Raw genomic sequence first — 24,535 nt, 5'->3', positions numbered from 1 at the left:
TCAGACGGGGGCGCGCGCAGGCGTACGCCGCAGGTCGGGGGCGAGGACCGCCACGCCGACCAGTGGCAGCACCGCCAGCACCGCGAAGCTGGGGCCGATCCCGATCACGTCGCCGAGCCCGCCGACCACCGCGGAGCCGACCGAGCCGCCGACCAGGAAGAACAGCGTCGCCACGCCGAGCGCGACCCCGCGCACGGCCGGGTCCACCGCGGCGCCGACCGCCGCCATCAGCGCGGGCTGGCCGAAGCTGAAGGCCACGGTCACCGCGGCGATGGACAGCCCGAGCAGCACCCCGGAGGCGCCGCCGGCGCCCAGCGCGCCCAGCACCAGGGCGGCACTGGCGCCGACCCCGGCGATGGCGAGCGCGCGCGGCGGGCCGATCCGGTTCAGCACCGGGCCGACCAGGCGCGGCGCCATCAGCGAGATCAGCGCGCTCGGGACGAGCAGCAGGCCGACCTGCCAGGCCTCCCAGCCCTGCGCGATCAGCAGGGCGGGTACGCCGACCAGCTGGGCGAACCACGCGGCGGGTACGGCGGCCGCGGCCAGCGCGCTGCGTACGACGGCGCCGTTGCGCACCACCGACAGCGGCAGGAACCCGTGGGGGCGGCGCCGCACCTGCAGCGCGACCGCGGGGGCGCCGAGCGCCAGCAGCGTCAGGCCGACGACCGCGATCAGCCAGCCGGTGGAGGGCGACTGCACCATGAGCACCAGCCCGGAGGCGGTGCCCGCGACCAACACCGCGCCGAGGATGTCGAGGCTGGCCCCGCTGCCGCCGCCGGCGAGGGCGCGCCACAGGAACGGCAGGACCAGCACGCCCAGCACCGGCAGCGCCATCACCGCGCGCCAGCCGAAGGCGTGCTCGACCAGCCCGCCGGCCAGCGGGCCGAGGCAGCTGACCGCGCCCGCCATCCCGGCGAGCCGGCCGAGCGCGAGGCCGCGGATCGCCCCGTCGTACCGCGCACTCACCGCGGCGACCCCGAGGGTGGGGATCGCGGCGGCGCCGGCGCCTTGGAAGGCCCGTGCGACGACGAGCACCTCGAAGGTCGGCGCGGCCGCGGCCAGCAGCGCGCCGGCGGTCATCAGACCAGTACCGACGAGCAGCGGGATCCGCACCCCGACCAGGTCGGAGACCCGGCCGTACACCGCGGTCGTCACCGCGAGCGTCAGCGCGTAGATGGTGATGGTCCAGGTCGCGACCCCGGTTCCGACATCGAGGTCGGGGCCGAGCAGCGGTACCGCCACCGACGCCGAGGACGACCCCATGCCGGCCAGGCCGAAGAGGAGGCCGAGCAGCAACGCCACCCGGCGGGAGTCGTCACCGCGCATGGTTGTTCCCAACCCGCGGGGGGTGGTGGTTGTTCCGGGGGTGGGGGTTGGGGTTGTTCTGGCCCGATCCGGATAGTCCGCCACACAGGTGTCGTCGAAAGTCGATTTCACGACAGTGGTGTGGCGGACTATCGCGTTCGGGGGGCGAAGGACCCCGATCGAGGTAGTCCGTGACGTGAGGGACTGTGGACCACGTCCTCCACCGTCCCGAACGTCACGAACTACCCCCTCGTCACGGACGATCCCCAGGGCTCAGCGACCCACGAACGCCTCCAGCGCACCCTCGGCGTACGGCGTGGAGACGGCCGCCGCGATGGTGCGGGACTCCTCGGCGCCGGTCTCGGCGCGGGTCTGGGACCACGAGCCGCGGATCAGGCGGCGGGCCTGGCCGAAGGCGTGGGCGGGGCCGGCGGCGAGGCCGACGGCGATCTCCCGGGCGCGGGCGGCGGCGTCGGCCTCCACGACCTCGGTGACCATCCCCCACTCGCGGGCCTCGGTGCCCGACAGCACCCGGCCGGTGAGGGCCAGCTCGAGGGCGCGCTGCTGGCCGACGGCGCGGGGCAGCAGCCAGGACACCCCGCAGTCGGGGGTGAGTCCGACGCCCGGGTAGGCGAACACGATCTTGGTCGCCGCCTCGGCCACGATCACGTCGCAGCTGAGCATCACGCCGATCCCGGCGCCGGCGACCGCGCCCTGCACGGCCGCGACGACGGGCTTGTCCAGCGCGGCGAGCGCCTGGAGGGCGCCGTCGAGGGCGTCGGCCAGCTCGAGCAGGTACGCCGCGCGGTCGGAGGCGGCCACCATCGTGGCCACGTCGCCGCCGGCGCAGAACCGCTTGCCGGCGCCGGTCACCAGCACCGCGCCGACCTCGGGGTCGGCACCGGCGCGGGCCACCGCCTCGGCGAGCGCGTGCGCGGTGGGCAGGTCGACGGCGTTGGAGGCCGCGGGCCGGTCCAGGCGGATCTCGGCGACGCCGGCGGCCACGGCGTAGGTCACGGTGCTCATCAGACCCTCCGGAACAGCGCGGCGAGCGCCTGGCCGCCACCGATGCACATGGTGACGATGCCGGTCTCGAGGTCGCGGCGCACCATGTCCTTGGCGACGCGCACCGACAAGATCGCGCCGGTCGCGCCGACGGGGTGGCCGAGCGCGATCGCGCCGCCGTACGGGTTCACCTTCGCGGGGTCCAGCTTGGCGTCGCGGATCACCGCGACCGCCTGGGAGGCGAAGGCCTCGTTGAGCTCGACGGTGTCGATGTCGGCGGGGCTGAGGCCGGTCTTCTCGAACAGCGCCTGCAGGGCGAGCACCGGCGCGTAGCCCATCAGCTCCGGCTCCATCGCCGCGGTGGTGACCGCCTCGAGGGAGACCAGCGGGGTCAGGCCGCGCTCGCGGGCCGCGGTCTCGGTGGCCAGCACCACCGCCGCGCCGCCGTCGTTGATGCCGGAGGCGTTGCCGGCGGTGACGGTGCCGTCCTTGGTAAACGCCGGCCGCAGCCCGGCGAGGGTCTCCAGGGTGGTCTCGGGCTTGGGGTGCTGGTCCTCGGTGACGGTGAACGGGCGGCGCCCGCCGACCTCGACCGCCGTGATCTCCTCGGCGAAGGCCGCCTTCGCCGCGGCGGTGGCCGCGCGACGCTGCGACTCCACCGCGAACTCGTCCTGCTCGGTGCGCGAGACGCCGTACTTCTTGGCGACGTTCTCCGCGGTCACGCCCATGTGGATGTCGTGGAAGGGGTCGGTCAGCATCATCACCGTGCCGTCGACCAGCGCGCGGTTGCCGAGCTTGTAGCCGTTGCGGGCGCCGAAGTCGTAGAACGGCATCCGCGTCATCGACTCGTCGCCGCCGGCGAGGGTGATGTCGAGGTCGTTCCAGCGCATCTCCATCGCGGCCGACCAGATCGCCTGGAGGCCGGAGCCGCACAGCCGGTTGACGGTGTACGCCGGGGTGTTGGTCGGCAGCCCGGCGGCGACGGCGACCCTGCGGGCGTTGTAGGCGTCCGGGCCGACCTGGCCGATGCAGCCCATGACGACCTCGCGGACGTCCTCGGGCGCGACGCCGGAGCGCTCGAGCGCGGCCCGGGCGGCGGTCGCGCCGAGCTCGTGGGCGGGGACGTCCTTGAACACCCCGCCGAAGCTGCCGACCGGGGTCCGGGCGCCGTCGACGAGGACGATCTTCTCTTGGCTCATGCCCGGATCCTAGGACGTCCAACATCGACGCCGTAGCCTGTCGCCGTGACCCCCGAGCGCGATCCGATCCGCGAGGCCCACGCCCAGTGGCGTCGGCACGGCTGGGACGACGCCGCCGACGGGATGGCGATGGTGACCTCCGTGGTGCGGGTCCAGCAGCTGCTGATGGAGCGGATCGAGGCGGTGCTGCGCCCGCTCGGGCTGACCTTCGCCCGCTACGAGGTGCTGCGGCTGCTGTCGTTCGTGCAGTCCGGCGCGATGCCGATGACCCGCCTCGGCTCGCTGCTCCAGGTGCACCCGACCAGCGTTACGAGCGCGGTGGAGCGGCTGGTCAAGCAGGGGTACGTCGAGCGCCTGCGCCGCGAGGGCGACCGCCGCGTGGTCCTCGCCTCCATCACCGACGAGGGCCGCGAGGTGGTCGAGCGCGCCACCGCGGGCCTCAACGCGCGGGTCTTCGAGGAGCCCGGGCTCCCGGGCCCCAATGTCGCCCGGCTCACCGACCTGCTCGGCGCGCTGCGCGCGGCGCTGGGTGACGAGGTCGGCGGGTAGTTCGTGACGTTAGGGACTGCGGAAAGCGTTATCCACAGGCCCTAACGTCACGAACTACCCCTCTCCCCGCGTCCCACGTCACATCCCAGCCACCGGGATCCGGGGCGGGAGCCGGGGGTGGGTGCTTTTCGGCGCAATTGCTGGGAAAAACACCGCCCCCGCGCCAAACCCGGTGCCAAGCCCAGCAATTGCGCAGTTACGCGCGCACCCACCACCCCCTTCCCCCACTTGCTTGGATGTCCTAGCATCGATTCCTAGGACGTCCAACAAAACCCGAGCGCGAGGATCCCCCGATGCCCGACCCGCAGCAGCAGGACCCGCAACAGGACCACCCCCGCAACCCGGTCCGCCTGGTGACGGCGAGCAGCCTGTTCGACGGCCACGACGCCTCGATCAACATCATGCGCCGGATCTTCCAGAGCCAGGGCTGCGAGGTGATCCACCTCGGGCACAACCGCTCGGTGCAGGAGGTCGTGGACGCCGCGCTGGAGGAGGACGCGCAGGGCGTCGCGGTGTCGTCCTACCAGGGCGGGCACGTGGAGTACTTCGAGTACCTCGTGCAGTCCCTGCGCGAGCGCGGCGCCGAGCACGTCCAGGTCGTCGGCGGGGGCGGCGGGGTGATCGTGGCCGACGAGATCGAGCGGCTGCGCAGCTCCGGCGTCACCATCTTCTCCCCCGAGGACGGCCAGCGGATGGGCCTGGTCGGGATGATCGGCTCGGTCGTCGCGGACTGCGACATCGACCTGTGGGCGGCCCGCGCGGTCACCGCGGAGGAGGTCCGCACCGGCGACCGGTTCGCCATCGCCCGCGCGATCACCGGCGCCGAGCTGGGCCGCCTCCCCGAGGCCGACCTTGAGCAGATCCGTGCCGCCGCCCGGGCCCGCGTCGTACCCGTCCTCGGCATCACCGGCACCGGCGGCTCCGGCAAGTCCAGCCTCACCGACGAGATCGTGCGCCGCTTCCGCGTGGACCAGGAGGACAAGCTGCGGATCGCGGTGATCGCGGTCGACCCGACCCGACGCAAGGGCGGCGGCGCGCTGCTCGGCGACCGGATCCGCGCCAACTCCCTCGACGGAGATCGGATCTTCTTCCGCAGCCTCGCCACCCGCGGCGCCCACGAGGTCCCCGAGCACCTGCCCGACGTCATCGACGTGATGAAGGCCGCCGGCTTCGACCTGGTCATCGTGGAGACCCCCGGCATCGGCCAGGGCGACGCCGCGATCGTGCCCTTCGTGGACCTGGCGATGTATGTCATGACGCCCGAGTTCGGCGCCGCCTCGCAGCTGGAGAAGATCGACATGCTCGACTTCGCCAACGTCGTGGCGATCAACAAGTTCGAGCGCCGCGGCGCCCACGACGCGCTGCGCGACGTGGCCCGCCAGGTGATGCGCAACCGCGAGGCCTTCGACAAGTCCCCGGACCAGATGCCGGTCTTCGGCACCAGCGCCGCCACCTTCAACGACGACGGCGTCACCGCGCTCTACCAGCACCTGCGCGACCTGCTCGCCAGCGCCGGGCTCCCGGTCACCGAGGGCACCCTGCCGCGCGTCGACGTGCGCCACTCCTCCGGCATCCGCCAGGTGGTGCCGCCCGAGCGGGTGCGCTACCTCGCCGAGATCACCGAGACCGTGCGCGGCTACCACGCCCGCACCGAGGAGTACGCCGAGGCGGCGCGCCGCCTGCAGCGCCTCGAGCTGGTCGCGGCCGAGCTGGCCGACGACGCCCAGGGCGGCGTACCCGCGCTGCTGGAGCAGGCCCGCAAGGACCTCCCCCACGAGGTGGCCGACCAGCTCGCGGCGTGGCCCGCGGTGGTGGAGTCCTACTCCGGCGACGAGCAGGTGGTGAAGGTCCGCGACAAGGAGCTGACCACCCGGCTGACCAAGGAGTCGCTGAGCGGCAACAAGATCCCCCGGGTCGCGCTGCCGGCGTACCGCGACCACGGCGAGCTGGTGCGCTTCTGGCGCCGCGAGAACCTCCCCGGGTTCTTCCCGTTCACCGCCGGGGTGTTCCCGTTCAAGCGCGACAACGAGGACCCGGCCCGGATGTTCGCCGGCGAGGGCGACCCGGCGCGCACCAACCGCCGCTTCAAGATCCTCTCCGAGGGCCAGCCGGCGACCCGGCTCTCCACGGCGTTCGACTCGGTGACGCTGTATGGCCGCGACCCCGACGAGCGCCCCGACATCTACGGCAAGGTCGGCACCTCCGGCGTCTCGGTGGCCACCCTGCAGGACATGCGCGACCTCTACGCCGGCTTCGACCTGGTCGCGCCGAGCACCAGCGTCTCGATGACCATCAACGGCCCGGCGCCGACGGTGCTGGCGTTCTTCCTCAACACCGTCATCGACCAGCAGGTCGACGCGTTCCGCGAGCGCGAGGGCCGCGAGCCGGACGCCGACGAGCGCGCCATGCTCGCCGCCCACGCGGTGGCCAGCGTGCGCGGCACCGTGCAGGCCGACATCCTCAAGGAGGACCAGGGCCAGAACACCTGCCTGTTCTCCACCGAGTTCTCCCTGCGGATGATGGCCGACATCCAGGAGTGGTTCATCGAGAACCAGGTCCGCAACTTCTACTCGGTGTCGATCTCCGGCTACCACATCGCCGAGGCCGGGGCGAACCCGATCAGCCAGCTCGCCTTCACCCTCGCCAACGGCTTCACCTACGTCGAGGCCTACCTCGCGCGCGGCATGGACATCGACGACTTCGCGCCCAACCTGTCCTTCTTCTTCTCCAACGGCATGGACCCGGAGTACTCCGTGATCGGCCGGGTCGCGCGCCGGATCTGGGCGGTCGCGATGAAGGAGCGGTACGGCGCCGGCGAGCGCTCGCAGAAGCTGAAGTACCACGTGCAGACCTCGGGTCGCTCCCTGCACGCGCAGGAGATGGACTTCAACGACATCCGCACCACGCTGCAGGCGCTGATCGCGATCTACGACAACGCCAACAGCCTGCACACCAACGCCTACGACGAGGCGGTCACCACCCCCACCGAGGACTCGGTACGCCGCGCGCTGGCGATCCAGATGATCATCAACCGCGAGTGGGGCCTGGCGATGAACGAGAACCCGCTCCAGGGCTCCTTCATCATCGACGAGCTCACCGACCTGGTGGAGGCCGCGGTGCTCGCGGAGTTCGACCGGATCAACGAGCGCGGCGGCGTGCTGGGCGCGATGGAGACCGGCTACCAGCGCGGCCGGATCCAGGACGAGTCGATGCTCTACGAGCACCGCAAGCACGACGGCTCGCTCCCGATCATCGGCGTCAACACCTTCCGCAAGCCCGACGCCGACGGCGGCACCCCGGTGCACGTCGAGCTCGCCCGCGCCACCACCGCGGAGAAGGAGTCCCAGCTGCGCCGGGTGCAGGAGTTCCAGGCCGCGCACCGCGACGAGGCCGACGCGGCGCTGGCCCGCCTCAAGGAGGCGGCCGTCACCGGGGAGAACGTCTTCGCCGTCCTGATGGACGCCGCCCGGGTGTGCACGCTGGGCCAGGTGACCGAGGCGTTCTTCGAGGTGGGCGGGCAGTACCGGCGCAACGTGTGAGGTCCGTCGTACCCGTCGGGTCCGTCGTACCCGATAGTCCGCCACACAGGTGTCGTCCGATCGCCGATCCACGACACTGGTGTGGCGGACTATCCGCACTCGGGCCCACACCCAGACCCGGGACACACCTCACCCCGATCGGGCACGACCGAGACCCTCCCGCTCCGCCGCGCGGCCCGATCGGTACCCTGACCCCTCGTGAGCACTGTGCCGTCCTATGACGAGATCACCAGCCTGACCGCCTATGCCGCCCAGCGGATCCCCGTGGCCTTCGAGGACATCAACGGCCACCTCAACATCCGCCACTACATCGGCATCGCGAGCGAGGGCCTGGACGAGTCCCTCGTCGAGGTCGGCGTGGCGACCGACTGGCGCCACACCCAGCTGGCGGTGTTCTCGGCCGAGCACCACCTCACCTACTTCACCGAGCTGCACACCGGCGACCACATCACGGTGCGCGTACGCCTCCTCGGCCGCTCCGAGCGCGCCGTGCACGCGGTGATCTACCTGGTCGACGAGACCAACAAGCGCGTCGCCTACCAGCAGGAGGAGGTCTTCCTGCGCATCGACATGGCCACCCGCAAGACCGCCCCGTGGCCGGCCGAGGTCGCCGAGAAGATCGACGCCCGCGTCGCCGAGACCAACGAGCTCCCCTGGAAGCCGGCGCTCTCCGGCGTCATGGGCCTGCGCTGAGGCTCCCCCGGACCACGACATGACTGCGGGCCGCGTCGTCTCGCTGGTGCCCTCGATCACCGAGGCACTGGCGGGGGCGCGGCCCGAGTCGTTGGTGGGCGCCACCGACTGGTGCACCCACCCCGCCGACCTCGACGTCACCCGCGTCCGCGGCACCAAGAACCCCGACCTCGCCAAGATCCTCCAGCTCGCTCCCGACGTGGTGGTGGCCAACAAGGAGGAGAACCGCGAGCTCGACGTACGCCGCCTCCGCGACGCGGGCGTCACCGTCTGGGTCAGCGAGATCGAGAGCGTGCCCGACGCGTTCACGGCGTACGACGAGCTCTTCGACGACGTCCTCGGCTGGCCCCGCCCCGACTGGCTGGAGGAGGCCCGCGCGCTGTGGGCCGGGCCGCCGCCTGAGGTGACCCGCCGGGTCGCGATCCCGATCTGGCGCGACCCGTGGATGGTGGTCGGCTCGCGCACCTTCACCGGCGACCTGGCCCGGCGCCTCGGCCTGGCCAACGTGTACGACGGGCACCCCGAGCGCTACCCGCGGGTCGAGCCGGCCGACCTGGACGCCTGCGGCGCCGACGTGGTGCTGCTGCCCGACGAGCCCTACCTCTTCACCGCCGAGGACGGCCCCGAGGCGCTCGCGCTGCCCACCGAGCTGGTCAGCGGCCGCCTGCTCACCTGGTACGGCCCCTCGCTCCTCACCGCCCATGCCTCGCTGGCGCGCCCGTAACCGAGCAGCAAGCCCTCAGCGGCCTCCGCGCACCGCCGCCTCGACCGCAGCCACGTCGGCGTCGGTGAGCAGCCCGAGACCCACGGCGTGATGAGCCACCGCGGCGGAGTCGTGGGCGAGCACGAACGGCACGTCGTGCTCCCAGCTCTCCGCGACCTGCTCGACGCGCCCGTCCTCGGGGTCCAGGCGCACCTCGCGGATGTAGACGGCCTCGATGCGCCCGGGGTGGCGGCGTACGACCTCGGCGTAGATCTCCGGGTCGTGCTCGCCGGAGTCCCCCACCAGCACGAAGCGCAGCCGGGGGTGCAGGCGCAGCACCTCCTCGATCCGGGCGAGCTTGTGCCCGCGCGAGCCGATCCGGCCGTCGCCGACCAGGTCGCGCAGCAGCAGCGGCCCGGCGGGGAAGCCACGGTGGTCGAGGAAGCCGAGCAGGAAGTCGTGGAGGTTCCAGGGGCTGGAGGAGACGTAGAAGAACGGGTTGCCGGGCCCCTCCAGGGCCCGGTACAGCTCGGCGGCGCCGGCGAACGGCGTCCGGGTCAGCGCGGAGCCGGTCAGGGTCTGGCGCACCATCGACCAGGTGCGCTGCACGCCGGTCTGCAGGATCGTGTCGTCGACGTCGGAGATCACCCCGAGGCGCGCCTGCGGGCCGGCGACGCGCACCTGCACGACGGCGCCGGCGGCCTCGATGCCGCGGTACGGCGCGGCGAGCGAGACCCGCGCGTCGGTCCAGGGCGCGACCAGGTCGTGGGCCTCCAGCTCGACCTCGAAGTAGCCGTCGCGGTCGGTCTCGGTGGTGGCCTCCGCGACCCCGATCCGGGCCTTGAGCCGCACGCCGGGCATCTGTCGGGTGAGGAACCCCGCGGCGCTGCGGCGGACCGCGGCCCACACGGCCTCGCCCTCGATGGTCTCCGCCGGGGCGGGGTTGTCGAGCACCCGGCCGCGCAGGATCACCCGCCCGGGGCTGCCGTGCCCGACGTAGGCCACGATCCGGAAGTGCGCGGGCCGCTCGTCGCTGCGGCGCCGGTCGCGCAGGTCGTCGAAGCGCCGCTCGACGGCGGCGAGCACGGCGCGGGCGCGGGAGGCGTCGCTCATCGGAACGCCGGCTTCTCCTTGGCGAGGAACGCCCGCACGCCCTCGGCGAAGTCCGGTCCGGTGTAGACCTCGCGCAGCAGCACGTCGTCCTCACGCGGGGAGGCCTCGGCGACCCGGGCGCGCGCCAGTAGCTGGGACTTGGTGGCGCGCAGGGTCACCCCGGAGGCGGCGCGCAGGCCGTCGAGGACGGTGGCGACCTCGGCGTCGAGGTCGTCGGTGACGGCGAGCAGCGCGCCCACGGCGTACGCGCGGTCGGCGGCGAGCAGCCGCGAGGTCAGCAGCATCTCGCGGGTCAGCGACTCCCCGAAGACGGCGGCGCAGCGGTAGACCACCGAGGCGGAGAGAGCGTTGCCGAGGGTGCGCGCGATGGGGTAGCCGAAGCGCGACCCGGGGGTCGCGATCCGCAGGTCGCAGTGGGTGGCGACCGCGAGGCCGCCGCCGACGCAGACGCCGTCGACCGCGGCGATGGTGACCTGCGGGAGGGCGTGGAGGGCCTCGAGGAGCTCGCGGATCCAGCCTTCGTAGGCGACCGCGTCGGTGTCGAGGAAGTCGCTGATCTCGTTGCCGGCCGCGAACGCCTTGCCCCCCGCGCCGCGCAGCACCAGCGCGCGCACGTCGTCGGCGCCTTGGAGCTCGGCGCACAGGTCGCGCAGCTCGGCGTACATCGCCCGGGTGAAGGCGTTGCGGCGCTCCGGCCGGTTGAAGGTCACGGTGACGACGCCGTCGCCCCGCTCGATCAGCACCTCGTCGCTCACGTCGGCGAGCCTATCGGGCGGCTGGGACACTCCCCCGTGGACCGGCGGCACGCATCCTCCCGACCCGAGAATGGGGAAAAAATCCCCCAAAAGGATGGTTGGCAAGCCACTCGACTTAAAGACCGGTAAAATCGACCCCGATCGGCGCCCGGGGGATACCGTCGTCGGACCGCGACAACGACGTCGCAACAATCCAGGGGGACGACCACTTCGCATGGCCGCGCCACTCACCGTGCTCGAGGACACCACGCCGCTCCTCGGTCCCACCATCGACACGGGCGCGCGCATCGGCTGGCTGCTGCGGATGGCCCGGCTGGTCGCCGGCGAGGGGCGCTTCGTCCGCCTCGAGGACATGGCGGCGGTCGTCGAGACCAACGTGACCGCGCTGCACCGCATCGAGACCGGCCGGACCCGGCGCGGGGTGGTGATCGACGCCTACGAGCGGGTCCTGGGTCTGCCGCCCGGGGCGCTGCGGGCGCCCGTGGACGTGCTGTGCCGCCACTTCGGCAACGGCCCGGTGGACCGGGAGCCGGGGCAGGTGGTCGACACGGTCGCCGGGCTCTCCGCGCTCACCGATCTGGTGCTCGACGGGGACCCGGACGGCAGCGAGTGGCTGACCTGGGCGCGCGCGATGTCGCAGCCGTTCGCGCTCGGGCTCCCCCACCGCATCGCCGAGCCGCTGGTCCGCCGCCTGGCCGGCGAGCTGGGCCGCTCCCAGGGGCGGGCCTACCCGATCCGGCACGAGGCGCTGGCGCTGCTGCGCCGCAGCGGGTACGGCGCGGTGGTGCTGGAGGCGGTCAAGGACATCGTGGCCGACCCCCACGCGCAGATGGTGGGCGGCCCGCTGAGCGTGCTGGCCGAGCAGCCGAGCTCGGACGCGGCCCGGTGGCTGGCCACCCAGCTCGGCGACCCGCGGATGCAGATCAATGTCAGCGCGGCGGTCGCGCTGGAGAAGATGGGGCAGGCCAGCCCGGACCCGGAGTTCTGGGTCCCGCTGGTGGACCTCGTCGCCGCGGCGTACGAGACCACAGAGCCGGGCTCCCAGCACTGGGAGTGCGTCTCCCACGTGCTGCGGCTGATCCCGCCGGACCAGCGCCGCCGCCGGCTCGCCGGGTGGGCCCCGCCGCACCGGCTGTCCTCGGTCGGGGTGGAGACGCTGCGCGCGGCCGACGACCAGGACAGCGCGATCTGGCTGGAGTGCGTCGAGCGGGCCCGGGCGGTGTGCCGCGAGGTCGAGGTCCCCTACCAGCCGATGCTGGCCCGGCTGCTGTTCGACAGCGCCTTCGGCCCGTACGACGTGCGCGCCAGCACCGCGTTCGCGCTGCTCTCGGGCCTGCCCGCGATCACGGTGCCGCTGCACGAGCAGATCGCCCAGATCGCCACCGAGCACACGGATCCCTACGTCGTCCTGCGCGCCCGCTCCCGGCTGTCGTTCTCCCGCCTCGGCGCGGTGCCCCGCACCGCCCGCACCTGGGTCGACCACCCGGACCCGGTCTTTCGCCACATCGGCCTGCTGCTGCTCGGCACCGCCGGGGAGAAGCCGCCCGAGCGGCAGGTCGAGGAGGCGCTGCGCGGCGACATCAACGCCGCCAACGCCGCCCTCCAGGGCCTCGGCATGGTCGGCGACCCCCGCCTGCGCACCATCGTCGCCGACGACACCCTCCCCCAGGTCGTCCGCGACAACGCCGCCTGGTGGCTGCGCAACGGCACCCGCGTCGTGGACGACAGCGACCACGTGGCCCGCTGAGGGGCGTCGCAGGACGGCGCGCGCGGGCTACGCGCCGGGCCCGGTGGCGTGGCCCTCCTGCGGCTGTCGGTCCAGACCGAGCCCGAATCCGAGCTCGACGCGATGAGGCGGGTGTCCGAACTCCTCGGCAGCGCCCCGCCACTCCTGACCGGCGAGCAGGATCCCGACCGTGTTGACCAGCAGCTGCACCGCGGCGGTGTGCGCGGCGCTCGGTGAGGAGTAGCGGCGGATGGTCCGGTAGGCCTCGATCCCGCCCACTCGCACGACTCCGACGAAGCCCCACGAGTCCGACGCCTCGACGGTCTCGACCGAGATGATCAGGTGGTCGTCGGTCATCGCAGTACCTCCCGAGGCTGCCGACCCGGCGTGGGTTCGGTGGAGGCACTATGACCGGCCAGGAACGACTGAAACTTCGAAGGGGGCGGCTCAGCAGGCGCTGCGCGCCACCGACGACTTCGCACCCGGCTGCACGCCCGGGGTCACCTGGACCTCGGTGTCGCCGGTCTGGTCGGCGCCCGACTTCATGGTCCAGCGGATGTTGCTCTCCTGGCCGGGCTCGAGGGCGAGCTGGATCTCGGCGATCTTGCGGCCGTCCTGATCGATCGGTCGGTCGTTGATCGACATGGCGTCGAGCTTGACGCCGGCGACCTCGCCACCGGCCGGCGAGTAGAGCCGGATCGCCACGAACTGGGTGCCGGGATCGGCCGGGGAGGCCTCGCCGCCGGTGATGTAGCTCGGCAGCGACGCCGCGTCGTCCGGGGCGCTCGACTTCACGCGCATGTGGCCGGTGTAGGCCTGGCGACCGCCGCCGCAGTGGGTCGCCGTGACGCTCACGTCGTAGTCGAGGAAGTAGGACATCTTGCTCATCGTGAGGTCGTTGAGCGTGACCGTGACCTGCGGGTCCGCCGCCACGTCGGTGACGAACTCGCCGGCGACGTCACTGCCCACCAGTGCCTGCTGCTCGCCGTCGTCAAAGGAGTGCACGTAGATGCGTCCCTCGTCCGCGCCCTGGGCGAGGGCACTCATCAGTGCCCGGACGTCGCCGCCGCCCGTGGAGATCAGGTCGAACGTCGTGCGAGCAACCTCGCGGAAGAACTCGTCCTGCTCGGCGGGATCCTCGTAGCGCAGGTAGACCTCGTGCAGCAGCTCGTCAACGACGTTGTCGGCCGTGAGCTCGACGTCGCGCACCGTGACCGGGCCGGTCGCCTTCAGCACGTAAGACAGCGCGACCGGGTCCAGCGACACGACGCTGTCGATCGTCTCGGGCTGCTCCCGCTCCCAGCGGGCCCTGATCAGCTCCGCGACGCGGGGGAAGTCGGGGGTGAAGGTCGCGTTGAGCATGAAGGTGCCGAGGAACGGGCCGTAGAGCCGCTTCTCCGCGTCGGTCAGCGGCAGCACCGGCTGAGGCAGGCGGGTGAACGAGTTCGCCGCCTCCTGGCGGACCAGCTCGATCTTCCCGTTCCGGGCGGTCGCGAGCGTGACCGCTCCCGGGAGCCCGCCGGTGGCGCGGATCTCCGCGTTGTTCTGGAAGATCAACAGGTGGTTGCGGGGGCCGTCGGCGCCCAGCATCGTCGGCAGCACCGCCAGCGCGGTGTCGACCGAGGAGAGCGCGTGGTCCGCGTCGCGGACGACCGCGGCGAGCTCGCGGTACTTGGTCTTGAGCCGGCCGACGTAGCCGGACGGGTCCTCCTCGCCCAGCCGCGCCGAGGCGGCGGACAGGGCCGTGGAGGCCTGCGCGACCGGGTCGCGCAGCTCGATGAGCGCGTCGACGTCGACGCGCGCGTCCTTCGGCGCCAACCGGTCGAGGCCGTCGGAGGCGCTCACCATCGGCTCCACCCCGTCGGCACCAAGGTCGCTCACCACCTCGGCGACCGCCCGCACGCCGCTCGCGTCGTCGCCGACGACCGGAAGCCAGGTCAGCGCCGTCCACCCCAGGCCGTCGGTGCGGTCCCGAGCCGTGTCGCCCGCGGCGCGCAGGTCCTCGAGCGCGGCCTGCATAGCCGCGGAGTCCCCGGTCTCGACCGCTCCCTCGATGGCGTCGACCTTCTCCACCGCGACGTTGAGGTCGCCGTACACCTTCCAGGTCTGCCACGCCGCCCAGGCCCCCCAGGCACCGACGAGCAGGACCACTGTGAGAAGGGGCCACAGCCAAGCCCGGCGAGAACGCATGGCGATCACCCTATGCATTCCTGTGCCACGAGCGACTTCTGTCCCGAAATGCAACGGTGCCCCGCGGCCACGCCGCGGGGCACCGTTCAAGAGCTGGAGATCAGCGGACGCGGATCGTCTTCTTGTTGTTGGCGTTCTTGAAGCCGTCGTCGCCGTTGTAGCGAATGGTGAGGTTCCACTTGCCCTTGCCGAGCTTGCCGAAGTTGATGGCGGTCGCGGCCTTGCGAGCCGAGACGGTCCTGGTGATGGTGCGACCGTTGGGCGCCTTCTTCAGGACGACAGTGACGGTTCCCTTGGGCGCGATGTTGCCGTTGGTGCCGACGCGGAACTTCACCTTGACGGGCTTGCCGCGCTTGACGACGTTGGCACCCGCGATGTTCACCCGGGTGTTGACGCAGGTGTAACCCTGCTTGCAGGCGGCCTGGGCCGGAGCGGAGGAAACCGCAACCAGGCCGGCGGTGGTCAGGATGGCCGCAAACAGGCCTGCGATGAGCTTCTTCATAAGTCTTCTCCCCGGTTTTCTTGGCACTGGAGGGCGTGTGCCGTATAGGTCCGTACCACAGACCTAAGCACACCTTTTGGATGTGATGCACATCCATCCCACGATTTGACGGGGATCACACGAGCATTTAATGGCGGCTCGGGTCGAGGTAACCGGCGATTAACCTCGCGCGCCGGGACCTCGGACATCGGGTCGGTTCAGCCACCACCGGCCGAGCATGGTGCCGCTCTCCTCGAGCAGGAGGTGCGGTGACGCCCTCACGTCGAGCGGCGCGCCCGCGGTGATCCGCGGGCCCACTCCCCCCACCAGCGCCGGCACGTAGGTCGCGGCGAGCTCATCGACCAGCCCGGCGGCCAACAGGTCGGCCAGCAGCCGCGGACCGCCCTCGCAGAGCAGGTGCCGCAGCCCGCGGGCGTGCAGTGCCCCGACCAGCCCGGCGAGGTCCACCTCAGTGTCCCCGCAGACGAGCACCTGCTCCACACCGAGCATGCCGACCGCCTCGTCGAGGTCGGGCGCAGCCGCGCAGGTGGCCAGCAGCACCCGGCCGCGCTGGGCGGCGCGGAGCGTGGGCGGCACGCCGCCTTGCCGGCTGACCACCACGATCGGGCGCGCGGCGGGGCCGTAGCCCTCGGCCCGGGCGGTGCCCGCGCCGACCAGCACCGCGTCGCAGGTGCGCCGCAGCAGGTCGAAGACCTGCTTGTCGGCGGCGTTGTTGATGCTGCCGCTGCGCCCGTCGGCGCCCGTGGCGGCGCCGTCGAGGGTGCTCACCATGTTGGCCCGCAGCCACGGCAGCCGCGGCGGGGCGTAGAGCTCCTCCAGCGTCGCGTCCGGGTCGCCGATCAGGACCCGCACGTCCACCTCATCACCCACCACTGCACGCCGTACGGCGCGGCGTCGTGGTCCACGCTCACCTCGGCGTCCGGGCCGAGCAGGTCCCCGAGCGCCGGGATCCCGCCGAGGCGGGCCCACAGCTCATCTGCCAGGGAGAGGTCCAGTCCGCGCAGGTCGCAGCGGCGCAGCGCGGCGCCGAGCGCCTCGTCGAAGGCCTCCGCGCGCTCGTCGAGGTGGCCGGGGGCCTTCTCGCTGCGGGTGGCGCTCCCGTTGCCGACCACCAGCACCGCCCGCTCCACGCCCGGCGCGCGGCCGGTGACCCCGGCCTCGGCGACCAGGGCGTCGGCGACCCGGCGTCCCTGCGGGTCGGCCAGCACCTGGTCGGGTGCCCCCAGCCAGGCGACGGCGGCCAGGCAGGCGGCGCGCAGTTCCGCGACCGGGTCGTTCAGCGAGGCGTGCTCGGGCAGCAGCGCGAGGGTGCCGGGCACCAGCACGATGCGGGTGCTCATGCCAGCCCCCGGATCGCCCGGGCCGGCGGCCGGCGCCCGGCGATGGTCCAGACCATGTCGACCGTCTGGCGGGTCTCGACGACCTCGTGGACGCGGTAGATCCGGGCCCCGGCCAGCGCGCAGACCGAGGTGGCGGCGAGGGTGCCGACCAGGCGCTCGCCGACCGGGAGGTCGAGGGTCTCGCCCACGAAGTCCTTGTTGGACAGCGAGACCAGCACCGGCCAGCCGGTCGCCACCATCTCGCCCAGGCGGCGGGTGAGCTCGAGGGAGTGGCGGGTGTTCTTGCCGAAGTCGTGGGCCGGGTCGATCACGACCGACTCGCGCGCCACGCCAGCGGCCAGCGCGCGCTCGGCGTAGGCGAGCGTGTCGTCGATGGCCGCGCGGACCACGTCGTCGTACTCGACACGGAACGGGCGGGTGCGCGGGCGGGCGCCGCCGGTGTGGGTGCACACGATCGCGGCGTCGTGCTGGGCGGCGACGTCCACCAGCTCGGGGTCGGCGCCGCCCCAGGCGTCGTTGAGCACGTCGGCGCCCGCGGCGCAGACCGCGTCGCCGACCTCGGCGCGCCAGGTGTCCACCGAGATGACCAGCGCGGGGTAGGCCTCGCGGACCCGGGCCACGAAGTCGACGACGCGCGCCTTCTCCTCCGTGGCGTCGATCTCGGCGCCGGGCGCGGCCTTGATGCCGCCGATGTCGACGATCTCGGCGCCCTGCGCGACGACGCTGGCGACCCGCTCGAAGGCCTTGTCCTCGGCCCAGGTGGCGCCGCGGTCGTAGAAGGAGTCGGGGGTGCGGTTGACGATCGCCATCATCAGCGTCGTGTCGTCGGCGAACGCGTGGCGTCGCAGGCGCAGGGTCACGGGGCCTCCAGCAGCGGGGCGGCGGGCGGGCGCTCGGTCACGGGCACCTCGCGGACCGTGGGCACCGCCCCGGGCAGGAACTGGGTGAGCGGGATCGCGTCGGCGTGGTGGCTGTGCGAGGAGCGGGCCCAGCCGGCGGTGAGGATCTGGGTGGCCATCGCGCCGAGGTCGTGCAGCCCCTGGTGGGAGTGCGAGCGACTCCCGAGGTCGACCTGGGCGATCGCGTTCAGACCGTGCGTGCGCCAGGTGTCGATCAGCGCGGCGAGCTCGACGGCGTAGCCGCTGGGCACCGAGAGCGAGGCGAAGTGCGCGCGGCGCACCGCCCACTCCCCCGCCAGCGGCTGCACCAGCCCGGCCAGCGGCGGGAAGAGCAGCGCGATCAGCGGGCGCGCGACCAGCTCGGTCACCCGGCCGCCGGCGTACGGCGTGGACGCGCCGGTCGCCTCGTCGAGCCCGGGGCGGGCGTAGAACCCCTTGACCAGCTGCACCTCGGGACGGGTGAGCAGCGGGCCGAGCAGGCCGGGCACGAAGTGGGTGTCCCACTCGACCAGGTCGGCGTCCATGAAGACGACCACGTCGCCGGTGGTGACGAACAGCGACTTCCACATCGCCTCGCCCTTGCCGGGGCGGGTGCCGAGGTCGGGGCGGATCTCCGCGGCCCGGTGCACCGCGGCGCCGGCGTCGGTGGCGACCGCGAAGGTCTGATCGGTGGAGTCGGAGTCGATGACCACGATCTCGTCGACCAGCGCGACGGTGTCCACCAGCGCGGTGCGCACCCGCCCGACCACGTCGCCGACGGTCTTCTCCTCGTTGCGCGCCGGCACCACAAGGCTGACCCGCTGGTCGCCCTTCGCGGCGAGGAGTGCGTCGAGCGCCCACTCGTCCCAGCGGTGGGTGTTGCGCGCGGACCAGCTCACCCGGCGAGGGTAGCGACGAGCCGGACGACGTGGCGGACGGGGCGGTCGCGGGCCCGGCCGCTATCGTGACCGGTCCGCGATCGAGAGGACGAAGAGATGAGCTGGCTGGTCACCGGAGGTGCGGGCTACATCGGCTCGCACGTCGTGCGCGCCTTCCGCGAGGCCGGTATCGCCCCGGTGGTGGTCGACGACCTGTCCTCGGGGGTGGCGTCGTTCGTCCCCGACGACGTGCCGTTCCTGCGCGCCTCGCTGCTCGACACCGACGCGGTCGCCGCGTTCCTGCGCGAGCACGACGTCGAGGGCGTCGTGCACCTGGCCGGCTTCAAGTACGCCGGGGTCTCGGTGAGCCGTCCGCTGCACACCTACGAGCAGAACGTCACCGGCACGGTGCACCTGCTCCAGGCGATGGAGGCCGCCGGCGTCGAGCAGATGGTGTTCTCCTCCTCCGCCGCGACGTTCGGCACCCCCGACGTCGACCTGGTCACCGAGCAGACCCCGACCGCCCCGGAGTCGCCGTACGGCGAGAGCAAGCTGATCGGCGAGTGGATCCTGCGCGACGCCGAGCGCGCCTACGGGCTGCGCCACACCTCGCTGCGCTACTTCAACGTGGTCGGCTCGGGCTCCCCCGACCTCTACGACACCAGCCCGCACAACCTGTTCCCGCTGGTCTTCGAGGCGCTCTTCCACGGCAAGACCCCGAAGATCTTCGGCGAGGACTACCCCACGCCCGACGGCACCTGCGTGCGCGACTACGTCCACGTGCAGGACCTGGCGATCTCCCACGTCGCGGCCGCCCGCCGCCTCGCCGCCGGCGAGCTGGTGGAGCGGGTCTACAACCTGGGCAGCGGCCACGGCGCGTCGGTGCGCGAGATCATGGACGCGATCCGCGAGGTCACCGGCATCGACTTCACCCCCGGGGTGCAGCCGCGCCGTCCGGGCGACCCGGCGCGGATCGTCGCCACCGGCGAGCTCGCGGCCCGCGACCTCGACTGGGTGATGCGCCACGACCTGCGCGCGATGGTGGCCAGCGCCTGGGCTGCCCGCCAGGCCGCAGGGGACGCCTACCCCAAGTGAGGTAGGCCGCGCCCCGATCCGGCACAAAACCGGCGGGCGGGCCTCCGACGGGCGCATGCTGTGCCCGACTCGGAGGAGGGTCCATGGGGGGACACAGCCGCTGCACGCGCTGCGGACACGACGTACAGCACCCGCTGCCGGCGGGCGAGCGACTGCGCGGCCTGCTGCCCGGCACCCGCCCGTCGCGGGTGCCGTGCGGAGCGCCGACCGACCACGGCTGGGCGTGCCAGTGCCGCAGCCGCTTCCACGCGACCTGAGAGATTCGCACCAAGCGATGCCGCTCCGCCGCGAAGAAGTCGATGTTGCTGTGACGTGAACGATTGACACAGGTCACGAGATTTTGTGCGATGACGCACGAGAACGGCCACAATGGTCGGCGGACGGCCTGACGGGGCGAAAACGGGGATACGGCGTTTCAGGAACGCCAGCGGGAGCACTAGGTGACGGTTCTGTCCGACCAACAAATGCAGCGGGTGGTGACCGCGTCGCCCAGCCGGGCGCTTCGGTATCTGCCGGCCACTGCGCTGGTCATCGACCTCGCAGTGGTGACGGCCGTGACCGGGCTGGCGACCTTCGGTCGGGAGCGGTTCGGCCTTTTCGACAATCCCACGGACGTGTCCGGAAGCCTGGGCGTCGTCGGCCCCCTGATGGTCGTCGGCTGGCTGCTGACCATCGCCCTCTCCGGGGCCTATGAGAAGTCGCTCTTCGGCGCCGGGCCCGACGAGTTCAAGCGAGTGTTCAACGCGACGCTCGCGACGGCAGGCCTGCTCGGCGTCGGCTGCTACCTCGCCAGCTTCGAGTTGAGCCGCGGCTTCTTCCTGCTCGCCTTCCTCCTCGGCGCGCCAGCACTCCTGTGCGGGCGCTTCGCGCTGCGCCGGACCCTGCACACCGCCCGCCGCCGCGGCGTGCTGCGCCACCGAGTGCTGATCGCCGGGTCGCCGTCCCACATCGACGAGGTGGCCGGTGTGCTGCGCCGTGAGCCGTGGCTCGGCTACCAGGTCGTCGGGTGCCTCACCCCGGCGCACGACCTGTCAGAGGAGACCCAGCTCGGCGTCCCGGTGCTCGGCAACTCCGACGACGCGACCTCGGTGGTGGTCGCCTCCGGAGCTGACGTCATCTTCTTCGCCGGCGGTGCCCTCAGCTCGGCCAACCAGATGCGTCAGGTGGTCTGGGACCTCGAGCACCACGACGTCCAGGTCGTCGTGGCGCCGAACGTCACCGACATCTCCAGCGAGCGAGTCAACGTGCGCCCGGTCGGCGGTCTCCCGCTGATGCATATCGACCCCCCGGCCTGGAGCGACGCCTCGCGCTGGGGCAAGCGTTCGTTCGACGTGGTCGGGTCGGCGCTGCTGCTGCTGGCGCTCAGTCCGCTCTTCGCGCTCGCCGCGCTCCAGGTCAAGCTCGCCGACAAGGGCCCGGTCCTCTTCCGGCAGACCCGCATCGGGCGAGACGGCCACGAGTTCAGCTGCCTGAAGTTCCGCACCATGGTCACCAACGCCGAGGAGATCCTGAAGCAACTCCACGAGGAGCAGGGCTACGACGGCGGCCTATTCAAGATGAAGGACGACCCGCGGATCACCAAGCCGGGCAAATGGATGCGGCGCCTCTCGGTCGATGAGCTCCCGCAACTCGTCAACGTCCTGCGCGGCGACATGAGCCTGGTCGGGCCGCGCCCGCCCCTCCCGATCGAGGTCGCCGGCTACGCCCCCGACGCCGCCCGACGCCTGCATGTCCGTCCCGGACTGACCGGCCTATGGCAGGTCAGTGGGCGCTCCGACCTGTCCTGGAGCGAGGCGATCCGCCTCGACCTCTACTACGTCGACAACTGGTCGATGCTGCAGGACCTCTCGATCCTGGCCCGCACCGTGAGCGCCGTCTTCAGCAGCCGTGGCGCCTACTGACGCCGGCCATGAGGCCTGCGCGTAGGCCCAGCATATGACGAAGCCCCGTCCGGAACACCGGACGGGGCTTCGTCATAAGGGCTCGCGCGGACTATTCCGGCGAACGCCCGTAGTCGTCCTCGAGCCGGACGATGTCGTCCTCGCCGGTGTAGCGCCCCATCTGGATCTCCACGATCTGGAGGAGCTCGTCCTCCTCGTTGGTGATCCGGTGGGGCTGCCCGATCTCGACGTCCACGGTCTCGCCGGGGCCGGCGATGATCGTCTTGCCGTCGATGACGCAGGTGGCCTTGCCGGTGACGATGAACCAGTGCTCGGCGCGATGCTCGTGGGTCTGGTAGGACAACCGCTGGTGCGGCTGGACGTCGATCCGCTTCACCTTGAAGCCGTCGCCCTCGTCGAGGACGTACCACGCGCCCCACGGTCGCTGCTCGGACTCACCCGTCATCGTCATGTCCACCCTGAAGTGTGTAGGCGTGGGACAGCCCCGTCCCCGTAAGCCACCAGCCTAAGGGTTCGGGCGGTCCTTCTGGACCAGTTCAGGCAGAGTTCAGCGGCGCCGCAGACCACGCAGCGCCGGGCGCACGTCGGCGAGGAAAACGAACGCCGCGATCACGAACGCGAGGCTGATGAAGAACGGCAGGATGCCGATGAACGAGAACAGGACACCCAGGCCGAGCACGATCGTCCAGCCCTGCTTGGTCCACTTTCCGGCGGCGACGTACTCCTCCGCCGGGTGCATCAGGCTGGTCACGAAGGCGAAGATCGCCACCACCAGCAGGGCGAAGCGCACCAGCAGGCCGACCAGGCCCTCGATCTGCAGGATCTCCATCACTCCTCCAGCCTACAGAGCCGGGAGCGGCAAAGAAGCCCACGACGGCATGAGGCCCCGCGGACCAGGTCCGCGGGGCCTCATGGCCAATCTTTCGGGCAGGTCTGGCTGCCGACGTCAGTCGCCGACCTTGGCGGCGCCCTCGGCGGCGGCGGTGCCGGCCGCGGAGACCGTCTTCTTGGCGGCGGTGGCGGTGGCCTTCGCGCTGCTCTTGGGCGCGGAGGACTTCTTGGCGGCGGCCTTCTTCGTCGTGCCGGCTGCCTTCTTCGCGGTCGAGGTGGCCTTCTTGGCCGTCGACTTGGTCGCCGCGGCGCCCTGGGTGCGGGTGGTCTTCGCCTTGGCCGTGGTGGTCTTGGCGGCGCTCACCGCCTCCTGGGTGGACTGCTGGCGCCGGATCCGGGTGAGCAGGGCCTCGCCGCGCTGGGCGAGGTCGCCGTAGGCGCCGACGACGGTCGCGACGTTGTCGTCCACGACGCCCTGGAGGCGAGCGGGCAGGGCGAGCGCCTCGGCCTGGAGGTCGGCGACCCGGGCCTCGACGGCGCTGCGCCGCTCACGGGCGTCCTTGCTGAGCGCCTCGAAGCGCGAGCTGACCGCGGTGGTCGCCTGCTCGCGCAGCGCCTGGGGCTCGAGATCGATGGCGGTAACGCTCTGCTGCACCTGGGCGACGTACCCGCGAACCGCCGAGACGGCGAGGTCCGCGACGCCGGCGCCGGCATAGAGGGTGCGGGTCGCGCCCGCACGCAGGTCGAGGTTCTTGAGGTCGAGCTTGGTCTCAGACGTGGTCCTGGCCATGACGGCCTCCTTCGGGTGGGTGCGGCCCGACCCCATGTCGGGCCGTCGGGTGCTAGCGGTCGTCGCCCGCCGGGCGCTGCTCGGCGGCGTTGAGCGCGAGGAACGACGCGTAGACGTCGAGCAGGGACTGCTTCTGCCGCTCCGTCAGCCCCGTGTCGTTGAGGACCGCCAGCTCGACCGAGCCGCCGACCCCGTCCTCGGGGCTGAGGATCCCCGCCCGCAGGTAGAGCTGCTCGGCGGAGATGCGCAGTGCCTTCGCGATCTGCTGCAGCACCTCGGCCGAGGGCTTGCGCAGGCCGCGCTCGATCTGGCTCAGGTAGGGGTTGGAGACCCCGGCGAGCTCGGCGAGCTGCCGCAGCGAGAGCTGCGCGGAGGTGCGCTGCTCTCGCAGGTAGTCGCCGAGTGTCTCGACGGTCTTGCCGACCTTGCCCTTCGCCATGCGCCCACTGTGCTTGCTGTTGCTAGCAAATGCAAGCACTTGTGCCCGGAACGCCCAGATTTCTTGCGGGTTACGGCGCTTGCCTCTGCAAGCAGAGGAGGTGGCCCGCTACAGGACCGCGCGCACCTCGCCCACCACCGCTCCCCCGCCGCGCAGCGGCGCCTCCCCGGTGGCGCGCAGGGCCGCGCCGTCGACACCGGGCTCCGTGTCCACCCCGCTGCGCACCAGCGCGGCAGCCATCAGCACCGGCCGGGCCCGGTCGCCGCCGTCCTCGATCTTGAGCGCGAAGGCGCGCCCGTCCGCCAGCGCGACCACCTCGCAGGCCTCGGCGCCGAACTTCGCGATCGCTCCGGGCAGCGCGCCCAACAGCAGCCGCTCGTCGCGCCGGGTGCCGGAGACGTACGCCGGGTGCCGGCGGATCGCCTCGGCCACTCGGTGCTCGGGCCCGTCGGTGGCGGTCGCCAGCCGGGCGAACGCGCGCGCAAGGCCCGTGAGGGACGTGGACAGCAGCGGGGCGCCGCAGCCGTCCACCGCGACCCGCGCCTCCTCGCCGGTGAGCTCCTCAAAAGTGGCGCGGATCGCCACCTGCAGGGGGTGCGCGGGGTCGAGGTAGGTGTCGGTGTCCCAGCCGTTGGCCACGCAGGTGGCCAGCATCGCGGCGTGCTTGCCCGAGCAGTTCATGTGCACCGGGTCCGCCGAGCCGCCGGCACGCAGCACCCGGTCCCGCTCGACCGGGTCCAGCGGCAGGTCGGCCGGGTTGCGCAGCGCGCTCGCGTCGAGGCCGGCGCCGGCCAGGATCCGGCGCACCCCCTCGACGTGGATGTCCTCCCCCGAGTGCGACGCGCAGCCCAGCGCCAGCAGCTGCGGCGGCAGGTCGAGGCCGACGCGGACCATCGCCACCGCCTGCAGCGGCTTGTTGCACGAGCGCGGCAGGACCGGGGACGTCACGTCCCCGACCGCCCAGTCGACCCCGCCCCCAGCGTCCAGCGCGACCACGGAGCCGTGGTGGCGGCCCTCGACGAACCCGGAACGGACGACCTCGGCGACGACGACAGGCAGTGGCATGGCTGCCAGCATGCCAGCGGCCCCGTGACAGGATTGCCG

At 72.4% G+C, this 24,535-nt stretch carries 25 protein-coding genes; 8 read left to right on the top strand and 17 right to left on the bottom strand.

Features of this window, described 5'->3' with window-relative positions; genetic code table 11:
* The 3 genes from HOQ23_RS11055 to HOQ23_RS11045 form a co-directional block, all read right to left on the bottom strand.
* Complete coding sequence (locus HOQ23_RS11055) at positions 1–1,326, bottom strand: MFS transporter (RefSeq protein WP_172214658.1); 1,326 nt, start codon at positions 1,324–1,326, stop codon at positions 1–3.
* Between the two features lie 252 nt (positions 1,327–1,578).
* Complete coding sequence (locus tag HOQ23_RS11050; protein WP_172214657.1) at positions 1,579–2,331, bottom strand: enoyl-CoA hydratase/isomerase family protein; 753 nt, start codon at positions 2,329–2,331, stop codon at positions 1,579–1,581.
* Positions 2,331–3,509, bottom strand: a complete 1,179-nt coding sequence (locus HOQ23_RS11045) for a thiolase family protein (protein ID WP_172214656.1) — start codon at positions 3,507–3,509, stop codon at positions 2,331–2,333. Before HOQ23_RS11045 ends, HOQ23_RS11050 begins: the two co-directional genes overlap by 1 nt.
* Before the next feature lie 45 nt (positions 3,510–3,554).
* Between HOQ23_RS11045 and HOQ23_RS11040 the strand changes: the two genes are divergently transcribed.
* The 4 genes from HOQ23_RS11040 to HOQ23_RS11025 all read left to right on the top strand — a co-directional run bounded on the left by HOQ23_RS11040 (position 3,555) and on the right by HOQ23_RS11025 (position 9,014).
* The gene (locus HOQ23_RS11040; RefSeq protein WP_367650458.1) at positions 3,555–4,058 is read left to right on the top strand and encodes a MarR family transcriptional regulator; all 504 of its coding nucleotides are present in this window, start codon (positions 3,555–3,557) and stop codon (positions 4,056–4,058) included.
* A 293-nt stretch (positions 4,059–4,351) separates the two neighbouring features.
* Complete coding sequence (gene icmF / locus HOQ23_RS11035) at positions 4,352–7,597, top strand: fused isobutyryl-CoA mutase/GTPase IcmF (RefSeq protein WP_172214655.1); 3,246 nt, start codon at positions 4,352–4,354, stop codon at positions 7,595–7,597.
* A 198-nt stretch (positions 7,598–7,795) separates the two neighbouring features.
* Complete coding sequence (locus HOQ23_RS11030; protein WP_172214654.1) at positions 7,796–8,290, top strand: thioesterase family protein; 495 nt, start codon at positions 7,796–7,798, stop codon at positions 8,288–8,290.
* Positions 8,291–8,309: 19 nt separating this feature from the next.
* Entirely contained in the window at positions 8,310–9,014 is a 705-nt protein-coding gene (locus HOQ23_RS11025) for a helical backbone metal receptor (RefSeq protein WP_172214653.1), read from the top strand.
* 15 nt (positions 9,015–9,029) lie between these two features.
* On the opposite strand, the gene HOQ23_RS11020 is transcribed toward HOQ23_RS11025, so the two are convergent.
* Together HOQ23_RS11020 and HOQ23_RS11015 are read right to left on the bottom strand one after the other, a co-directional pair.
* Positions 9,030–10,106 carry an App1 family protein gene (locus HOQ23_RS11020; RefSeq protein WP_172214652.1) on the bottom strand — a complete coding sequence of 359 codons (1,077 nt, stop codon included), beginning with the start codon at positions 10,104–10,106 and terminating at the stop codon, positions 9,030–9,032.
* Positions 10,103–10,861 carry an enoyl-CoA hydratase-related protein gene (locus HOQ23_RS11015; RefSeq protein ID WP_172214650.1) on the bottom strand — a complete coding sequence of 253 codons (759 nt, stop codon included), beginning with the start codon at positions 10,859–10,861 and terminating at the stop codon, positions 10,103–10,105. The genes HOQ23_RS11020 and HOQ23_RS11015 overlap by 4 nt, the downstream gene beginning before the upstream one ends.
* A gap of 214 nt (positions 10,862–11,075) precedes the next feature.
* On the opposite strand from HOQ23_RS11015, the gene HOQ23_RS11010 reads away from it, so the two are divergent.
* Entirely contained in the window at positions 11,076–12,608 is a 1,533-nt protein-coding gene (locus HOQ23_RS11010) for a hypothetical protein (protein WP_172214648.1), read from the top strand.
* A gap of 27 nt (positions 12,609–12,635) precedes the next feature.
* Here HOQ23_RS11010 and HOQ23_RS11005 read toward each other — a convergent pair whose 3' ends face one another.
* The 7 genes from HOQ23_RS11005 to HOQ23_RS10975 form a co-directional block, all read right to left on the bottom strand.
* On the bottom strand, positions 12,636–12,944 hold the full coding sequence (locus HOQ23_RS11005; RefSeq protein ID WP_172214646.1) for a hypothetical protein: 309 nt from the start codon (positions 12,942–12,944) through the stop codon (positions 12,636–12,638).
* 90 nt (positions 12,945–13,034) lie between these two features.
* Positions 13,035–14,738 (bottom strand): DUF4012 domain-containing protein, encoded by a 1,704-nt coding sequence (locus HOQ23_RS11000; RefSeq protein ID WP_172214645.1) that lies wholly within the window; start codon positions 14,736–14,738, stop codon positions 13,035–13,037.
* A 139-nt stretch (positions 14,739–14,877) separates the two neighbouring features.
* Positions 14,878–15,279: an Ig-like domain repeat protein gene (locus tag HOQ23_RS10995; protein WP_172214644.1), complete on the bottom strand. Its 402-nt coding sequence runs from the start codon at positions 15,277–15,279 to the stop codon at positions 14,878–14,880.
* Positions 15,280–15,438: 159 nt separating this feature from the next.
* A complete protein-coding gene (locus HOQ23_RS10990) occupies positions 15,439–16,131 on the bottom strand; it encodes a dihydrofolate reductase family protein (RefSeq protein ID WP_172214643.1) in 693 nt (230 codons plus the stop codon).
* Positions 16,119–16,619 carry a hypothetical protein gene (locus tag HOQ23_RS10985; RefSeq protein ID WP_172214642.1) on the bottom strand — a complete coding sequence of 167 codons (501 nt, stop codon included), beginning with the start codon at positions 16,617–16,619 and terminating at the stop codon, positions 16,119–16,121. The genes HOQ23_RS10990 and HOQ23_RS10985 overlap by 13 nt, the downstream gene beginning before the upstream one ends.
* Positions 16,616–17,479, bottom strand: coding sequence for a dihydropteroate synthase (folP, locus tag HOQ23_RS10980; RefSeq protein ID WP_367650457.1), 864 nt, complete (start codon positions 17,477–17,479; stop codon positions 16,616–16,618). Before folP ends, HOQ23_RS10985 begins: the two co-directional genes overlap by 4 nt.
* On the bottom strand, positions 17,476–18,396 hold the full coding sequence (locus tag HOQ23_RS10975; RefSeq protein WP_172214641.1) for a glucosyl-3-phosphoglycerate synthase: 921 nt from the start codon (positions 18,394–18,396) through the stop codon (positions 17,476–17,478). Before HOQ23_RS10975 ends, folP begins: the two co-directional genes overlap by 4 nt.
* 96 nt (positions 18,397–18,492) lie before the next feature.
* Here HOQ23_RS10975 and galE point away from each other — a divergent pair, with 96 nt between their 5' ends.
* The 3 genes from galE (at position 18,493) to HOQ23_RS10960 (ending at position 21,371) form a co-directional block, all read left to right on the top strand.
* Complete coding sequence (gene galE / locus HOQ23_RS10970; protein WP_172214640.1) at positions 18,493–19,470, top strand: UDP-glucose 4-epimerase GalE; 978 nt, start codon at positions 18,493–18,495, stop codon at positions 19,468–19,470.
* 83 nt (positions 19,471–19,553) lie between these two features.
* Entirely contained in the window at positions 19,554–19,727 is a 174-nt protein-coding gene (locus HOQ23_RS10965; RefSeq protein WP_172214639.1) for a hypothetical protein, read from the top strand.
* Positions 19,728–19,934: 207 nt separating this feature from the next.
* A complete protein-coding gene (locus HOQ23_RS10960; RefSeq protein ID WP_253945429.1) occupies positions 19,935–21,371 on the top strand; it encodes a sugar transferase in 1,437 nt (478 codons plus the stop codon).
* Between the two features lie 91 nt (positions 21,372–21,462).
* On the opposite strand, the gene HOQ23_RS10955 is transcribed toward HOQ23_RS10960, so the two are convergent.
* The 5 genes from HOQ23_RS10955 to HOQ23_RS10935 all read right to left on the bottom strand — a co-directional run bounded on the left by HOQ23_RS10955 (position 21,463) and on the right by HOQ23_RS10935 (position 24,496).
* Positions 21,463–21,822 carry a phosphomannose isomerase type II C-terminal cupin domain gene (locus HOQ23_RS10955; RefSeq protein ID WP_253945414.1) on the bottom strand — a complete coding sequence of 120 codons (360 nt, stop codon included), beginning with the start codon at positions 21,820–21,822 and terminating at the stop codon, positions 21,463–21,465.
* A gap of 96 nt (positions 21,823–21,918) precedes the next feature.
* On the bottom strand, positions 21,919–22,200 hold the full coding sequence (locus HOQ23_RS10950) for a DUF2516 family protein (RefSeq protein WP_172214637.1): 282 nt from the start codon (positions 22,198–22,200) through the stop codon (positions 21,919–21,921).
* 117 nt (positions 22,201–22,317) lie between these two features.
* Positions 22,318–22,992: a hypothetical protein gene (locus tag HOQ23_RS10945; RefSeq protein ID WP_172214636.1), complete on the bottom strand. Its 675-nt coding sequence runs from the start codon at positions 22,990–22,992 to the stop codon at positions 22,318–22,320.
* A gap of 52 nt (positions 22,993–23,044) precedes the next feature.
* Positions 23,045–23,431, bottom strand: a complete 387-nt coding sequence (locus tag HOQ23_RS10940) for a helix-turn-helix domain-containing protein (protein WP_172214635.1) — start codon at positions 23,429–23,431, stop codon at positions 23,045–23,047.
* 108 nt (positions 23,432–23,539) lie between these two features.
* Positions 23,540–24,496, bottom strand: a complete 957-nt coding sequence (locus tag HOQ23_RS10935; protein WP_172214634.1) for an asparaginase — start codon at positions 24,494–24,496, stop codon at positions 23,540–23,542.
* Positions 24,497–24,535: the final 39 nt, after the last annotated feature.

The organism is Nocardioides sp. zg-DK7169 (assembly GCF_013155365.1).
GTDB lineage: Bacteria > Actinomycetota > Actinomycetes > Propionibacteriales > Nocardioidaceae > Nocardioides.
Note: the sequence above shows the minus strand (reverse complement) of the source record. Positions and strands in the feature narration are given on the sequence as shown.

Excerpts from the sequence above, each read along its gene's own strand:
- HOQ23_RS11055 (WP_172214658.1), bottom strand. The coding sequence starts at position 1,326 with ATGCGCGGTGACGACTCCCGCCGGGTGGCGTTGCTGCTCGGCCTCCTC.
- HOQ23_RS11050 (WP_172214657.1), bottom strand. The coding sequence starts at position 2,331 with ATGAGCACCGTGACCTACGCCGTGGCCGCCGGCGTCGCCGAGATCCGC.
- HOQ23_RS11045 (WP_172214656.1), bottom strand. The coding sequence starts at position 3,509 with ATGAGCCAAGAGAAGATCGTCCTCGTCGACGGCGCCCGGACCCCGGTC.
- icmF (WP_172214655.1), top strand. The coding sequence starts at position 4,352 with ATGCCCGACCCGCAGCAGCAGGACCCGCAACAGGACCACCCCCGCAAC.
- HOQ23_RS11025 (WP_172214653.1), top strand. The coding sequence starts at position 8,310 with ATGACTGCGGGCCGCGTCGTCTCGCTGGTGCCCTCGATCACCGAGGCA.
- HOQ23_RS11020 (WP_172214652.1), bottom strand. The coding sequence starts at position 10,106 with ATGAGCGACGCCTCCCGCGCCCGCGCCGTGCTCGCCGCCGTCGAGCGG.
- HOQ23_RS11010 (WP_172214648.1), top strand. The coding sequence starts at position 11,076 with ATGGCCGCGCCACTCACCGTGCTCGAGGACACCACGCCGCTCCTCGGT.
- HOQ23_RS11005 (WP_172214646.1), bottom strand. The coding sequence starts at position 12,944 with ATGACCGACGACCACCTGATCATCTCGGTCGAGACCGTCGAGGCGTCG.
- HOQ23_RS10995 (WP_172214644.1), bottom strand. The coding sequence starts at position 15,279 with ATGAAGAAGCTCATCGCAGGCCTGTTTGCGGCCATCCTGACCACCGCC.
- HOQ23_RS10985 (WP_172214642.1), bottom strand. The coding sequence starts at position 16,619 with ATGAGCACCCGCATCGTGCTGGTGCCCGGCACCCTCGCGCTGCTGCCC.
- galE (WP_172214640.1), top strand. The coding sequence starts at position 18,493 with ATGAGCTGGCTGGTCACCGGAGGTGCGGGCTACATCGGCTCGCACGTC.
- HOQ23_RS10965 (WP_172214639.1), top strand. The coding sequence starts at position 19,554 with ATGGGGGGACACAGCCGCTGCACGCGCTGCGGACACGACGTACAGCAC.
- HOQ23_RS10960 (WP_253945429.1), top strand. The coding sequence starts at position 19,935 with ATGCAGCGGGTGGTGACCGCGTCGCCCAGCCGGGCGCTTCGGTATCTG.
- HOQ23_RS10955 (WP_253945414.1), bottom strand. The coding sequence starts at position 21,822 with ATGACGATGACGGGTGAGTCCGAGCAGCGACCGTGGGGCGCGTGGTAC.
- HOQ23_RS10950 (WP_172214637.1), bottom strand. The coding sequence starts at position 22,200 with ATGGAGATCCTGCAGATCGAGGGCCTGGTCGGCCTGCTGGTGCGCTTC.
- HOQ23_RS10945 (WP_172214636.1), bottom strand. The coding sequence starts at position 22,992 with ATGGCCAGGACCACGTCTGAGACCAAGCTCGACCTCAAGAACCTCGAC.
- HOQ23_RS10940 (WP_172214635.1), bottom strand. The coding sequence starts at position 23,431 with ATGGCGAAGGGCAAGGTCGGCAAGACCGTCGAGACACTCGGCGACTAC.
- HOQ23_RS10935 (WP_172214634.1), bottom strand. The coding sequence starts at position 24,496 with ATGCCACTGCCTGTCGTCGTCGCCGAGGTCGTCCGTTCCGGGTTCGTC.